14 protein-coding genes are annotated in these 15143 nt (G+C 43.4%); 7 read left to right on the top strand and 7 right to left on the bottom strand.

The features are described 5' to 3' along the window. Positions 1-17 precede the first annotated feature (17 nt). Positions 18-224 (bottom strand): hypothetical protein, encoded by a 207-nt coding sequence (locus tag AAC155_RS04695; RefSeq protein WP_113041221.1) that lies wholly within the window; start codon positions 222-224, stop codon positions 18-20. Positions 225-594: 370 nt separating this feature from the next. Between AAC155_RS04695 and AAC155_RS04690 the strand changes: the two genes are divergently transcribed. Both AAC155_RS04690 and AAC155_RS04685 read left to right on the top strand, forming a co-directional pair. Further along, positions 595-1773, top strand: coding sequence for an MFS transporter (locus AAC155_RS04690; protein ID WP_113041220.1), 1179 nt, complete (start codon positions 595-597; stop codon positions 1771-1773). 203 nt (positions 1774-1976) lie between these two features. Then, positions 1977-2153, top strand: a complete 177-nt coding sequence (locus AAC155_RS04685; protein WP_158536493.1) for a hypothetical protein — start codon at positions 1977-1979, stop codon at positions 2151-2153. 19 nt (positions 2154-2172) lie between these two features. Here AAC155_RS04685 and AAC155_RS04680 read toward each other — a convergent pair whose 3' ends face one another. The 6 genes from AAC155_RS04680 to greB form a co-directional block, all read right to left on the bottom strand. Further along, the gene (locus tag AAC155_RS04680) at positions 2173-2412 is read right to left on the bottom strand and encodes a FeoC-like transcriptional regulator (protein ID WP_113041218.1); all 240 of its coding nucleotides are present in this window, start codon (positions 2410-2412) and stop codon (positions 2173-2175) included. A 9-nt stretch (positions 2413-2421) separates the two neighbouring features. Beyond that, on the bottom strand, positions 2422-4734 hold the full coding sequence (gene feoB / locus AAC155_RS04675; protein WP_113041217.1) for a Fe(2+) transporter permease subunit FeoB: 2313 nt from the start codon (positions 4732-4734) through the stop codon (positions 2422-2424). Positions 4735-4786: 52 nt separating this feature from the next. Next, positions 4787-5020, bottom strand: coding sequence for a ferrous iron transporter A (gene feoA, locus AAC155_RS04670; protein ID WP_112879608.1), 234 nt, complete (start codon positions 5018-5020; stop codon positions 4787-4789). After that, complete coding sequence (locus AAC155_RS04665) at positions 4998-5195, bottom strand: hypothetical protein (protein ID WP_158536492.1); 198 nt, start codon at positions 5193-5195, stop codon at positions 4998-5000. The genes feoA and AAC155_RS04665 overlap by 23 nt, the downstream gene beginning before the upstream one ends. A gap of 237 nt (positions 5196-5432) precedes the next feature. After that, positions 5433-7757, bottom strand: coding sequence for a Tex family protein (locus tag AAC155_RS04660; RefSeq protein ID WP_113041216.1), 2325 nt, complete (start codon positions 7755-7757; stop codon positions 5433-5435). 570 nt (positions 7758-8327) lie between these two features. Next, a complete protein-coding gene (gene greB / locus AAC155_RS04655) occupies positions 8328-8801 on the bottom strand; it encodes a transcription elongation factor GreB (protein ID WP_011144611.1) in 474 nt (157 codons plus the stop codon). 1039 nt (positions 8802-9840) lie between these two features. On the opposite strand from greB, the gene ompR reads away from it, so the two are divergent. From ompR to pstA, 5 genes are all read left to right on the top strand, one after another. Further along, positions 9841-10560 carry an osmolarity response regulator transcription factor OmpR gene (gene ompR, locus AAC155_RS04650; protein WP_113041215.1) on the top strand — a complete coding sequence of 240 codons (720 nt, stop codon included), beginning with the start codon at positions 9841-9843 and terminating at the stop codon, positions 10558-10560. Continuing rightward, a complete protein-coding gene (envZ, locus tag AAC155_RS04645; RefSeq protein ID WP_113041214.1) occupies positions 10557-11888 on the top strand; it encodes a two-component system sensor histidine kinase EnvZ in 1332 nt (443 codons plus the stop codon). Before ompR ends, envZ begins: the two co-directional genes overlap by 4 nt. A 216-nt stretch (positions 11889-12104) precedes the next feature. Next, positions 12105-13145: a phosphate ABC transporter substrate-binding protein PstS gene (pstS, locus tag AAC155_RS04640; RefSeq protein WP_113041213.1), complete on the top strand. Its 1041-nt coding sequence runs from the start codon at positions 12105-12107 to the stop codon at positions 13143-13145. Between the two features lie 131 nt (positions 13146-13276). Further along, the gene (pstC, locus tag AAC155_RS04635) at positions 13277-14233 is read left to right on the top strand and encodes a phosphate ABC transporter permease PstC (RefSeq protein ID WP_112879602.1); all 957 of its coding nucleotides are present in this window, start codon (positions 13277-13279) and stop codon (positions 14231-14233) included. A 1-nt stretch (position 14234) separates the two neighbouring features. Next, entirely contained in the window at positions 14235-15125 is an 891-nt protein-coding gene (gene pstA / locus AAC155_RS04630) for a phosphate ABC transporter permease PstA (RefSeq protein ID WP_113041212.1), read from the top strand. Positions 15126-15143 lie beyond the last annotated feature (18 nt).

Raw genomic sequence — 15143 nt, 5'->3', positions numbered from 1 at the left:
AAGGCAAATTCTACCTTTTAATTCCATATATTTTCCTTGTCCCATCCTGCGGGTATTCCCATTGAATGAGTTAAAATACTTATATAACTGTATTTATTTATAAGATTTTTAAATTCAACTTCGAATTTTTCTGATGGGCTTATCAAAGTCTTAGACATTATTTTTAAAACAATCAATGTAGTATATACCCTATGGATTTCAAGTTGCCTCTTTGTTGGCTGCATTCACTCACCCCGGTCACATAGTTATCTATGCTCCCGGGGATTCGCTCCCTTGCCGTCGCGATCCATCTTGAAATCCATTGGGTATATATGTATTTAAATGATTTTTAAAGACAATAATGAAAGATATTCGGCGATTAAAAAACATAAGTTCCCTCACAATAATAAGATTTTTACTGTAACAGCTAATTTACATATAAAAAGATTATTGCTTATATTTAAATTCTCTCACGGTAAATAAGTAAATATCAACCTAAAGTTTAAAAAGGAGACATTATGGACTATCAACCTCTGGCCAGCTAATATAAAGCTTTAAAAACCAAGGATAGGTGTAAATATTTATTTATACCTATTATCATTTGGATGATAACTGATGAAAAAGTACATTAGTATAGGTGTCCACGAACTTGATACTTATCTTGATTACGCTATCTTAAGCATCATAGCTATATACAGCTTGCATGCTACTCCGTCCGAAATGGGGATATTGGGTGCTTGTTTCGCTGTTCCGTTTTTGGTGGCAAGTGGATTATTCGGCAAGCTGTTTGACAACAGAAATATATTAAGTTGGAGGACATTGCTATTCTTTATTAATGGCATTACCATGCCTTTCCTATCTGTAGCTGATCCAATTATATTTCTTTATGTCATTACATTAATCAAGACAACCTGTCGGTGTGGACTTGGAATATCAAACACAAAATTGAATGTAGATGATAATGAGTCTCAAAGATTTTATGAAATTTATGGATATATAATCAATTTTAGCAGAATAGTCATTCCCTTGTTTGTTGTATATTTAAACACGAATTATGGATTATGGTTTGTCCTGTTATTATCAATGACATTTAACCTAGTCGGTATGTTGACATCATACTTTGATGATACTTTTCGGCTTGATGTAAATGCAAGCGTAAGTTCTGCTGCTGTAGAACGTTTTTCATTCATACAGCAATTGAAAAATAAACCGGATTTATATTTACTTGTTTCGGCTTATACTTTGTCAAACTTAGCCTTTTTTCTTAGTAACGATATGCTCGGTATCTTCTTTGAGAGGATTGGGCAAAATGAAAGTAGCATAGGTTACATAATTTCACTTCTCGGGGTCGGTGGCATAGTAGGAACACGAGTTTCTGGTTGGTTACTTAAAAAATTGTCAGCCAAGAATGTTTTGTTATTTTCCATTATGATTAATTTTGTGGCCTTTTGGGGATTTGGTTTTTTAGACGCAAAAACACATCATTATGTCACATACTATTTGTTGGTTTTCCTTGTTGGTACGGCCTCAGGTGTCACATTTTTCGCAATTAGATACGGTGTAAGAAATGTTATTGGTTTTGAACACGTAGGGAAAGCTACAGGAGATATACAGAAGATTTCATCTGTAGTGGCAATTTTGATGCCAATTATTGGTGGGTATATTGCAAAACTCATCTCTATCGAATTCACTTTTAAATTAACAAGCATCCTGCTTGCGGTGACATTCCTATATTTTTTATTTAAAAAATATAAATTAACTGAGGAAAGAAATAAATATGTACAACCAAAATAAGCTTAGCAATATTGATTTTATCAATGCAAAACACTATGACTTGTACTTGAAAGGAAAAACCAAGTAAACATGGGATAGCAATCTTAACTGGGACTTGGCCGGGAAAAATTTAATCCCTGAGAATTTAAAGGCAGAAATCGATGCTGCCTTTGAGAAATTAGCGGCGGGCAAATCATAATTCTTATCTCGCCCAAGTAGCAAAATTGCGAAATGGAAGAAAAGAAAGCCGCAATAAGAGCTATACCTTATGGATTTCAAGATGGATCGCGACGGCAAGGGAGCGAATCCCCGGGAGCATAGAGAACTATGTGACCGGGGTGAGTGAGTGCAGCCAACAAAGAGGCAACTTGAAAGATGACGGGTATAAACGAAACGCATAAAACCAATACAATTAAATGATTAACATCCCCCAGCGATCCGATAAACCGCTGTATCACATTTCTGTGTTTCAGGGCATTGTTTGCAACTGCCGCTTAGGCAAGCAGTTGCATCAACTTTTTCCAATTTGCCCATCACTGTAAGTTGTTCAAGCATAGCGGCAATTATCTGTACGGACGCGCAAAGCTGGTGGCTCAACAGTTTGGCATCTGCCCGTCCATTCAGAGCAACGGCATCCCTTACTTGTAATAGGCTAATCATTTTCAATTCCTAGTGACAGTTTCCGCTGGAGCAGTGGCAGCTATTTCCCGGGTTGCTGATTAACTTCATCGTCACACGGCTGCGTGCCCGCCGTAGGAAGTAGAACACCAGTGCGTTAAATATGACGACGGTCAGAATGGTAATCAGGCCGCTTTGTGGATGTTGTGAGAAAGTCACCATCTGGTAAAACAGGGCTGAAATTGAATAAGCCACGTTCAGTCCCCACAGAATAGAGAATGTCATCCAGCCACGGCTTGTTTCGCGAGCAATCGCGCCCATCACCGAAACACAAGGCACATATAACAGAACAAAGATCAGATAACTGTAAGCTGAAATAGCGGAGCCAAATTTGGCGCTCATGGTTCCCATAGAACCGCTATCCATCTCACCGTCACCTTTATTAGCTTCGATTGGGTTGGCAAGCACGCTCAGAGTGAAGGTATCTTTCAAACTATCCCAAGTTTCACCAACTGCATCTTTCAGTTCAGCAAACAGGTTGAACTCATCTGCATTAAACGGTTCATTAGCAATGTTTTCTGCGGTATACAGCGTATTGAGTGTCCCAACTACCACTTCTTTTGCCATTGCACCAGTTATCAGACCTACGGTTGCTTGCCAGTTATCAGAGTGAACGCCAATTGGCTGTAACACGGGCGTAATAGCCTTGCTGACTGAAGCCAGAGCGGATTGGTTGATGCTATCTACCGCCTTGCCAGAAAATGAGAAACTGTTAAGAGCGCCGATGAACATACTGGCGATAACGATCACTTTACCGGCACGGATGACAAAACCTTTCAGGCGTTGCCAGGTTTGCAGAAGCAGAGTTTTTAGATGTGGAATGTGGTAAACCGGAAGCTCCATAATGAATGGTGAGGCTTCGCCGCGCATAATGGTGTATTTCAACATCAGGCCAGTCAGAATAGCGACGACAATACCCAATATATAAAGGGAAAAAACAAAAGTTGCCCCATTTTTGCCAAAGAATGCGGCGGCAAATACAGCAAAGATGGCTAATCGTGCACCGCAAGACATAAAGGGGGCCATCATTATCGTGATCAAACGTTCACGCGGAGCATCCAGCGTTCTTGCCCCCATAATGGATGGGACGTTACAACCGAAGCCAACGATCAACGGGACAAATGATTTGCCCGGTAGCCCAAGAATTTGCATCAGACGATCCATGACAAATGCAGCCCGCGCCATGTAGCCAGAATCCTCAAGGAAAGAGAGGAATAAATACATCATGCCGATTTGTGGTACCAGCGGCAAAACTGTGTTGATACCACCACCGATGCCTTGCGCGAGGAAAACCGTCAGCCATGCTGGAAAGCTTAAGGTATGCCCAAGCCATTGAACCCCATGAATGAAAATAGCGACAGAACCACTGTCAAAGATAGGTTGTAGCGCACCACCGATATTAATTGCCAGCACGAACATTAAATACATAACCGCCAGAAAAATAGGTACGCCTAACCAACGATTAAGGATAATTTTATCGATTGCTTGGGTGAGCTTATTTGGCATGGCTTTTTGGGTATCAATCACGGCCATGCACAATGTATTGATGCTTTGATAGCGCGCATCGGCAATCAACAGTTCGGGTTCGTCATATTGCTGTTGTTGCAAGCGTTCCTTGGATTCAGCCAGCATTGAGGTAGCAAGACCGGAACGTTCCAGGCTGTAAATATCCCCTTCAAGCATTTGAAGCGTTAACCAACGGCGTTGTTGAGCATGAAAATTGTCTGAAATCGCACCAGATAACGTCTCAATTTCTTGCAACAGGCAATCAGGGTAGTGAATCAGTGACTGCCCGGAATTCTGCTTATGGCGGTCAATTGCCCGTTTCAGCTCATTTACTCCCGTTGCTCGGGTTGAAACCATTGGAATGATTGGACAACCCAGGCTCTGCTCCAGTTCGGCAATATTAATTTGGATATGCTGACTGTCAGCGATATCCAGCATATTAAGCGCAACGATGCATGGAATGCCTAATTCCAACAGTTGTAACGTCAGATAGAGATTTCGTTCAAGGTTAGAAGCATCTACGACGTTAATCAGCATGTCAGCATCACCGCTCAGGATATAGTGGCAGGCTATCTGCTCATCCAGTGATGTTTGCTCAGAAATCGTGGTTAGAGAGTAGGTTCCCGGCAGGTCAACTAACTCAATTTTGTGTTCCGCGGTGGTAAAACGACCAACTTTTCGTTCTACTGTAACGCCAGCCCAGTTGCCTACACGTTGTCGGGCGCCAGTAAGTTGGTTAAATAATGTTGTTTTGCCGGCATTGGGGTTGCCAATTAGGCCAATGGTCAGTGCTTTCATGTTCTTGGTGCCAGATTAAATTAAGAGTAACTGTTTCGTTGCTTGCAACGGATTATGCGTTGCATTGAACGCTGTCTAATGTGAGAAATTCCAAGTCTTTTTTTCTCAGAATCAGGCTGACTCTGCGAGTCTCAATTTGTATCGGATCACCTAAAGGCGCTAAGCGGACAACATGAAACGAAGAACCAGGCAACATACCTAATGACAGCAATTTCTGTCGGTAAGCCGGGCTGATCTTCGGAGAAAAACCAATGATCTTGTAACTATGGTCTGGAAGAAGTTGCATATAACCTTCCGGGATCTGTGGTAAGTAAGATATACCCGTTATCTTTCAAGTTGCCTCTTTGTTGGCTGCACTCACTCACCCCAGTCACATAGTTCGCTATGCTCCCGGGGATTCGCTCCCTTGCCGTCGCGATGCATCTTGAAATCCGTAGGGTATAATATCGAAAATTAGTCATACTCATTATTATGAAGTATGATTTGCATCCAATTCATAATAATTGTAAATGAGAATAATAACCAACATTAATTTCAATGTTAATCCTATTTTCATTTTTGGTGTTAATTTAATCACTTAGTCACTCAGAGTTGATATGAATCTGTGAGTTTGGATTCTTTCTGGCAGGAACCAAAAAACGTGCACTGCCGAAGCAGTGCATCTGTTTACAGTGATAGAAGTTACAGTGACAGGAATCTTAACGTTTTTTTCCAAATGCGGCAGCTAGCGCATCACTCATAGCACTGTTTCCGGCTGAGGTAGAAGAACGGGAAGTGTTACGGTTCCTGTCATTACGTTCAGGACGGCGGTCAGCTTGTGCACTGTTATTGCGGCGTGAGGGAGTTTCTCCCGGTTGCTCATCAAGACGCATGGTCAGAGCAATGCGCTTGCGGTTCAGATCAACTTCCAGCACTTTTACTTTAACGATATCACCCGCTTTTACCACGGTGTGAGGATTTTCTACAAAGCGATTGGACAGCGAAGAGATATGAACTAAACCATCTTGATGAACGCCGATATCGACAAATGCACCAAAGTTAGTCACGTTAGTGACTGCACCTTCCAGCACCATTCCCGGATGCAGATCATTCATGGTTTCCACGCCTTCCGTGAAAGTCGCGGTTTTAAACTCGGGTCGTGGATCGCGGCCAGGTTTTTCCAGCTCTTTCAAAATATCGGTAACGGTTGGAACACCAAATCGCTCGGTGGTGAAATCCTGAGGTTGCAATCCACGTAATGAGGCAGGGTTACCCATCAATTCTTGGAGTTTCTGCTCAGTGGCCGCCAGAATTTTTTCCACTACCGGATAAGCTTCTGGATGAACGGTCGATGCATCCAGTGGGTTATCACCGTGATTAATCCGCAGGAATCCAGCACATTGCTCAAAAGCCTTTGGCCCAAGACGATTGACTTTTAGTAATTGTGTTCGGTTATTGAAACGGCCGTTCTCATCACGCCAGTTGATGATATTCTGGGCAATCATGCGGGTCAACCCGGCAACTCTGGTTAGCAGTGGAACAGAAGCGGTATTGAGATCCACGCCGACGGCGTTTACGCAATCTTCAACGACGGCATCCAATTTTTTGGCAAGCTGACTCTGGCTGACATCATGTTGATACTGACCGACACCGATGGATTTCGGATCGATTTTCACCAATTCGGCCAGTGGATCTTGCAAGCGACGGGCGATAGAGACTGCTCCACGTAGTGAAACGTCCAGATCAGGAAATTCCAGTGCCGCCAACTCGGAGGCAGAATAAACCGATGCCCCTGCCTCACTGACAATCACTTTTTGGGCTTTTATCTCTGAGAACTGCTTTTGCACATCCGCGAAGAAACGTTCTGTTTCACGGGAAGCTGTTCCGTTACCGATGGCGACCAGTTCCACTTGATGTTTGAGACACAAGGCTGCCACGCTTGCAGCAGCTTTAGCCGCTTGCCCGGTGTGTGGATAGATCGTGTCTGTGGCAATCAGTTTGCCGGTTGCATCGATAACAGCTACTTTGACACCGGTACGCAGACCGGGATCGAGCCCCATTGTTGCACGCATACCCGCTGGCGCGGCCATCAATAGATCTTGCAGGTTGCGGGCGAATACTTTGATGGCTTCATCTTCCGCTTTCTCTCGCAAGGTACTCATCAATTCAGTTTCAAGATGCAGCAATACCTTAACGCGCCAGGTCCAGTTCACTACGGCTTTACGCCAGCTATCTGCCGGTGCATTATTCAGGCGCAGATTAAGATGCTGCGTAATAATCTGTTCGCAATAGCTCTCTTTTGGTGGTTCATCAAACTGGGGATCAGCATTTAGTGAAAGTTGCAGTATTCCTTCATTACGACCACGGAACATAGCTAATGCGCGGTGAGAAGGGATTTGTGCAATAGGTTCATGATGATCAAAATAGTCGCGGAATTTAGCGCCTTCTTCCTCTTTTCCTGCAACGACTTTAGCGACCAAATGGGCATTCTTCCATAGATAGTCACGTACTTTCGCCAATAACGCGGCATCTTCGGCAAAACGTTCCATTAAGATATAACGCGCGCCATCCAGAGCCGCTTTGGTATCAGCCACACCTTTATTGATATCAACAAAGGTAGCGGCAACCTGCTCTGGTTCTTGCTGTGGATCTTGCCACAAGGCGTCCGCTAGTGGTTCAAGACCCGCTTCAATAGCGATTTGTCCACGAGTACGGCGTTTCGGTTTGTATGGCAGATAGAGATCTTCCAGCTCTGTTTTGCTGAGAGTTCCATTAATGGCTTCTGCCAGCTCTGGGGTCAGTTTGCCTTGCTCATCAATGGATTTAAGAATGGTCTGGCGGCGGTCCGACAGTTCGCGCAGATAACTAAGGCGGGTTTCAAGTTGACGGAGTTGGGTGTCATCCAGACCTCCGGTAACTTCTTTACGATAGCGTGCGATAAAAGGGACAGTATTCCCTTCATCAAGCAGGCTAATCGCAGAAAGTACCTGTTGCGGCCGCGCTTGTAGCTCATTTGCAATAATTTGGCTCAGAGATTCATTCATGTTGCATTTTCTTCTGGTGGATAAGCTTCAAATATTCATAAAACCCCCTTTATACGTTCTGAGAGCAATAATTTCCAGTTTACGTCTAATCTTATTTTGACGAGTTACGCCATAGCAACCGCGATTGAACTCAAATGTGAAAAGTTGTCGCTGGAACCATAAGTGTGTTATCGGATTTGCTATGAGCTGTTTCTGAATATACGAATTAAATTAAAAGGACAGTTAGAATAGGAAGAACTTGAGTTTCATCGTATTGTCCCAGAAGCAGGTAACTAATGAATTACAAATCTACTTTTGATTTTCGTTAAAAATGGAGGGATTACTTAAAAAATTTATTTAATGGAATACGAACATGTTTACTTCCAGATTAACAATGTTGCACTTACTGCCTATCTCAATAGGACTATTTTATTTGCCATTTTGAACCTGGGCAGTGCTCAAAATCCTCACGTACTACGTGTACGCTCCGGTTTTTCCGCGCTGTCCGTGTTCAAACTGCCTGCAACAATTACGCCTATTGAGATAGGCTCTTAATTATGTGAATCTACCCATTTTAAATTTTTTAATGGGCTATTTCGTATATTCGATCTCATTCACGTACCACAACACTTTTCCTGTTGGTGTATGAACGATTGCACTGTCTCCAACTTCTTTCTTCAATAAAGCCCGGGCCATTGGAGAATCGATGGATATGTAGTCTTTGCGACCAAAAATTTCGTCGTACCCGACAATACGGAAGCGTTTAATCTCACCTTGATCATTTTCGATCTCTACCCATGCACCGAAGAACACTCGTCCATCTTGTTGAGGGGAGTAATCAACACACCGCAATTCTTCTAAGCTTTTGGTTAGATATCGGACTCTGCGATCAATCTCCCGTAGCCTCTTCTTGTTATATTGATAATCTGCGTTTTCACTCCGGTCACCGAGGCTTGCTGCCCAAGTCACTTTTTTAGTCACTTCTGGACGCTCTTCACGCCAGAGATAATCCAGTTCTTCCTTTAATTTGTTGTAGCCTTCACGGGTTATCAGTTTAGTTTTCATTTTATCGTGATGTAGATACCGTAGTTAATCTCATAAGTGTATACCCGTTATCTTTCAAGTTGCCTCTTTGTTGGCTGCACTCGCTCACCCCGGTCACATAGTTTGCTATGCTCCCGGGGATTCTCTCCCTTGCCGTCGCGATGCAACTTGAAATCCATAGGGTATATAAAACAGTCCATTTTGGTCGATGTCAAATTAAGACTCGGTTTTTAGTCATTAATCAATAAAGCCCGGCGGTTTTGCAAGATTAACGTATTAGTGACATTCAGGTCGTCGTTGGTTGAATAAATTTATCACTGTTGATGGATTCGGCTGCGTGACAAGCGAATACGATACGCTCCCACTGAGGTGAGTACGGATTTAAAACGAGAGATAAAGGGTTAACAGACGGTTTCGAGTTAGCATTATCGGTAACAAGATTGCTTTACCTGTCTGCTCATTATGATATTTGGCTCTAATATTTATAACGTTCATCATATAATTTATGGTTCTGTGTACTGAATAGTATGTATGCTGTGAATCTTGCTGGTGATGAAACAGGCTGTTAAGGTTTAAGTGAAGAAAAAACAAGCGAAATTGTTTACTATAGTCAGGAAAGGTGACGAAAATTCGACCGTCGCGTGATTTCTTGTTCAAACGTTGGTGAGCTGAACATTATCGATCCAGATCCTCGTTAGTAAGGGAAAACCGTGGCGGGGGTAAGCAGATAATATGCAGCAAAGGGCATTTTTCGTTTAGTCTGCCTGATGAATTTAATCCAGCTAATAAATAGATTTCTATCGATTTGCCGGTAACCAGGGCGCTAATTGGTGGGTTGGTGGATAGCAAAATAACGGTAGAAATTCGATAGTTGACAGTGAATTACTGCGTTCTCATTGTCAGTAATAAACCACTAAATTAATCATTCGAATTAATAACTGTGGAAATAAGTCCTATTAGGAATAGTCTCAAAATACAGATATCTGATTTCTATCTTTGGGTTAATCTCTTTCAAAATGATAAATTTATCAAAGCATGTAGTGTTTTTTGGAGTTTGATAATGCAAGTAGATAACAAGATCCTTGTGGTGGATGATGATATGCGTTTACGAACGTTATTAGAGCGTTATCTGACAGAACAAGGTTTTCAGGTACGTAGTGCTGCTAATGCGGAGCAGATGGACCGCTTACTGACACGGGAATCTGTTAGCTTAATCGTATTGGATTTAATGTTACCAGGAGAGGATGGGCTTTCTGTCTGCCAAAGGCTGAGAAACCAAAGTAATCCGGTACCGATTATTATGGTGACGGCGAGAGGAGAAGAGGTAGATCGTATTGTTGGGCTAGAAATTGGCGCTGATGATTATATTCCGAAGCCATTTAATCCCCGTGAGCTATTAGCGCGTATCCGGGCGGTATTACGTCGTCAGGCGAATAAGTTATTGGGCCTACCGGCTGAGGATGATGCGATTATTAATTTTGGTAAGTTTAGCCTCAATTTGAGTACGCGGGAAATGTTTCAGGGAGATGAACATATTCAATTAACCAGTGGAGAATTTGCTGTATTGAAAGTACTGGTTTCTTATCCTGGCGTGCCATTGTCCCGTAATAAACTGATGAGCTTAGCGCGTGGCCGGGAATATAGCACAATGAAGCGATCGATTGATGTCTTGGTTTCACGTCTGCGTCGTGTGATTGAAGAAGATCCTACACATCCTCGTTATATCCAGACTATCTGGGGTCTGGGTTATGTCTTTGTGCCAGACGGAATTCGTGTATGAAATTATTGCGATTCTCCCCTCGCAGCACGTTTACCCATACTTTATTCTTGATTATGGCTATGCTGTTTATCAGTTTGGTAACCAGCTACTTGGTTGTTGTGAATTTCGTTATCATGCCAAGTTTGCAGCAGTTCAATAAGGTATTAGCGTATGAAGTTCGTACCCTAATGGCTGAAAAGTTGAAGCTAGAGGATGGCTCTTTTCTGGTGATATCGCCAGTAGTTCGCCGGGAGATTTATCAGGAGTTGGGTATTACGCTCTATTCTGAATCTGACGCGGAGATACAAGGTTTACGTTGGGCCAGACGTTATGATTTCCTGAGTGAGAAGATGGGCGAGTACCTTGGTGGTAAGGCTGATCTTCGTCTGGAGATAAACACAGATAGCCCTATACTTTGGCTTAATTCTTATCTGGCCCCCGATATTTGGGTCAGGGTTCCTTTGACTGAGATCGAACAAAATCAATTCTCTCCTATTTTCCGCTATGCACTGGCAATTCTATTACTGGTATTTGGTTGTGTCTGGCTTTATATCCGTTTTCAGAACCGACCTTTACTGGAAATGGAGTATGCCGCCAAGCAAACAGGTAAAGGTATTATGATGCCAGCGGTGCGGGAAGCGGGTTCTCTGGAAGTTCGTGCAGCTATTCGCGCATTTAACCAAATGTCCTCCGGGATAAAGTTATTGGAAAGTGACCGCACGATATTAATTGCCGGAGTAAGCCATGATTTGCGTACGCCGCTGACACGTATCCGACTAGCAACAGAAATGATGAGCAAGGAAGATGCTTATCTGTCTGAATCTATCAATAAAGATATTGAAGAGTGTAACGCCATTATTGAGCAATTCATTGACTATCTCCGTACTGGGCAGGAAATGCCAATGGAATTCTGCGAGCTGAATTCTATTCTCAAAGAGGTGATTTCCGCAGAAAATGGCTATGAGCAGGATATTGAAAACCATCTGTCTCTTAACCCAATAACTGTTAACGCCAATCCGATTTCTATTAAACGGGCATTGGCTAATATGTTGGTTAATGCCAATCGTTATGGTAACGGCTGGATTAAAGTGAGTAGTGGTCAGACAAATAAATTTGCTTGGTTTCAGGTAGAAGATAATGGCGCTGGCATCAAACAGGAAGATTTGCCACGGTTATTTCAGCCATTCGTTCGCGGTGAAAGAGCACGCAGTAGTAGTGGAACAGGGTTAGGTCTGGCGATTGTTCAGCGAATTATTGATGCTCATGACGGGAAAATTGAAATGGGTACCAGCCCTAAAGGGGGATTATCTATCCGTGCTTGTATTCCTGTCGTGGAAGATAATTTTTAACGGTTTGATAATCATCTCCTAATATTTGATTTTAATGGTGTGTGGAGATGACAGTTTTATGTCAGTCTCAGGTTAAGTTTCCATTACGCTGTCATAAAAATGTCATAATTAAGACATTTTGCTGTAATTAAATTGACCTATTTTTCCTCCTGCACCTTATTTTGATTTGACGAATATATTTCCTTGTTGATTCTCAATATCCCATTAGGAGGGATTATGAAACTGATGCGTACCATCATAGTCGGCATAATGGCAGCGACGTTTTCTTTGACAACCCTGTCTGTATTTGCTGCCACTAGCTTAACCGGGGCAGGTGCGACATTTCCCGCACCGGTGTATGCCAAGTGGGCGGATTCTTATCAAAAAGAGACAGGTAATAAAGTCAATTATCAAGGCATTGGTTCCTCCGGTGGCATAAAACAAATTCTGGCAAATACCGTTGATTTCGGGGCTTCCGATGCCCCTTTATCTGATGAAAAGTTAGCTGCTGATGGCTTGTTTCAGTTTCCAACCGTCATCGGTGGGGTGGTACTGGCGATTAATATCCCGGGGATTAAATCCGGTGAATTAACATTAGATGGTAAAACTTTAGGCGATATTTATTTAGGTAAAGTGAAAAAGTGGAATGATCCAGCAATTACTCAATTAAATCCGGGAGTCAAACTGCCGGAGCAAGATATTGCTGTGATACGTCGTGCTGACGGTTCCGGTACCTCCTTTGTATTTACTAGCTACCTCTCTAAAGTGAATAAAGCGTGGCAAGAAAAAGTTGGCATGGGTTCCACCGTAAGCTGGCCTATTGGTTTAGGCGGTAAAGGTAATGATGGGGTTGCCGCATTTGTTCAGCGTCTGACGGGGTCCATTGGTTATGTTGAATATGCTTACGCTAAACAGAATCATCTGGCTTATACCAAATTGGTATCTGCTGACGGCAATATTGTTAGCCCGACAGGAAAAAGTTTCAGTGCCGCAGCGAAGAAAGCAGAATGGCATAAAACGTTTGCTCAGGATTTGACAAACCAGCAAGGTGAAAATGCGTGGCCGATGACTTCCACCACATTTGTTCTGGTTCATAAACAGCAGAAAAATGCAGTGAAGGGGGCAGAAATATTGAAATTCTTTGACTGGGCTTATGAGAAAGGCAGTAAACAGGCAAATGAGCTAGATTATGCAACCTTGCCCAAAGAGGTGATTGAGCAAGTTCGTGCGGCTTGGAAAACCCAGATAAAAGATAGCAATGGTAACGTCCTGTATTAAGTCGTGTTGATAGTGATTGTTTTAAATATCGATTATTTTAAATATCGATTGCTTTAAATATCGATTAAATTTGTCGTTTTAATTTCTCCCCCGTTTAAGGGGGAGTTAACCCCGAAATGAGAATAAGCTCTATGGCCGAACAAAAAACGGCAATGAAAGCACCCAGTAAAAATGGCGATATTATTTTCAGCGCACTGGTTAGGCTAGCTGCGCTGATAACTTTATTTTTGCTAGGAGGCATCATTATCTCGCTGATTATTGCCTCCTGGCCTAGTATTCAACAGTTTGGCATCTCTTTCCTCTGGCAGAAAACATGGGATGTTCCGGCAGAGCGATTTGGCGCCTTGATACCGATTTACGGTACATTGGTTACTTCGCTGATTGCGTTGATTATCGCAGTGCCTGTCAGTTTTGGGATTGCCCTGTTCCTAACGGAATTGGCGCCTAACTGGCTGAAACGTCCGCTTGGTATTGCCATTGAGTTACTGGCTGCCATCCCAAGTATTGTGTATGGCATGTGGGGGTTGTTTGTTTTTGCGCCGTTGTTTGCCACCTATTTCCAGCAGCCCGTCGGCAATCTCCTCGCCAGCATGCCAATTGTGGGCGAATTGTTCTCCGGCCCTGCCTTTGGCATTGGTATTCTGGCGGCGGGTGTCATTCTCGCTATCATGATTATCCCTTATATTGCTTCGGTTATGCGTGACGTCTTTGAACAGACGCCGGTGATGATGAAAGAATCCGCTTATGGTATCGGCTGTACTACTTGGGAAGTTATCTGGCACATCGTGTTGCCTTACACCCGAAATGGCGTGATTGGTGGTGTCATGTTGGGGCTTGGTCGTGCGTTGGGAGAAACGATGGCGGTGACTTTTATTATCGGTAACACCTACCAACTCGACAGTTTTTCACTGTTTATGCCCGGCAACAGCATCACTTCCGCGCTGGCGAATGAATTCGCGGAAGCAGAGTCTGGTTTGCATACCGCATCATTGATGGAACTTGGTCTGATTCTATTTGTGATCACCTTTATTGTGCTGGCGCTATCGAAATTGATGATTATGCGTCTGGCGAAGAATGAGGGGCGCTGATATGACAACCGTAGGCAGACAAAAGCCTATTGACGCCAATGTACGTAGCCGTAGCCGTAAACAGGCATGGCGCCGTCAAAAAAATCGCTTCGCTCTGCTGTTATCAATGGCGACCATGCTGTTTGGTTTGTTTTGGCTGGTATGGATTCTGTTCTCCACCGTCACCAAAGGTTTCGATGGCATGTCATTGGCGTTGTTCACCGAAATGACGCCACCACCGAATACGGAAGGTGGTGGTTTGGCAAATGCCATTGTTGGCAGTGGATTACTGATTCTGTGGGCGACGGTTATCGGTACGCCTCTGGGGATCATGGCAGGTATCTATTTGGCGGAATATGGCCGCCGTTCATGGCTGGCAGAGGTGATCCGCTTTGTAAATGATATTTTGCTGTCAGCCCCTTCTATTGTTGTCGGTTTATTTGTTTACACTGTCATTGTGACGAAAATGCAGCACTTTTCCGGTTGGGCGGGGGTGATTGCTTTGGCGTTGCTACAGGTGCCGATTGTGATCAGAACTACGGAAAACATGTTAAAACTGGTTCCTGATAGCCTGCGCGAAGCCGCCTATGCCTTAGGCACACCGAAGTGGAAGATGATTTCAGCCATTACGCTGAAAGCATCCGTATCCGGCATTATCACTGGTGTGCTGCTGGCCATTGCCCGAATTGCTGGAGAGACGGCGCCATTACTGTTCACTTCGCTTTCCAATCAGTTCTGGAGTACCGATCTGAGCCAGCCAATTGCTAACTTACCGGTTACCATTTTTAAATTTGCCATGAGTCCATTCTCCGAATGGCAGCAACTGGCGTGGGCAGGCGTATTATTGATAACCCTGTGTGTATTGCTGATTAACATTGTGGCGCGTGTGCTATTTGTCAAGAAAAAGCACTAACTGATATTTTCAACAGAG

Source organism: Photorhabdus sp. HUG-39, from assembly GCF_963878365.1.
Lineage (GTDB): Bacteria > Pseudomonadota > Gammaproteobacteria > Enterobacterales > Enterobacteriaceae > Photorhabdus > Photorhabdus kayaii.
Note: the sequence above shows the minus strand (reverse complement) of the source record. Positions and strands in the feature narration are given on the sequence as shown.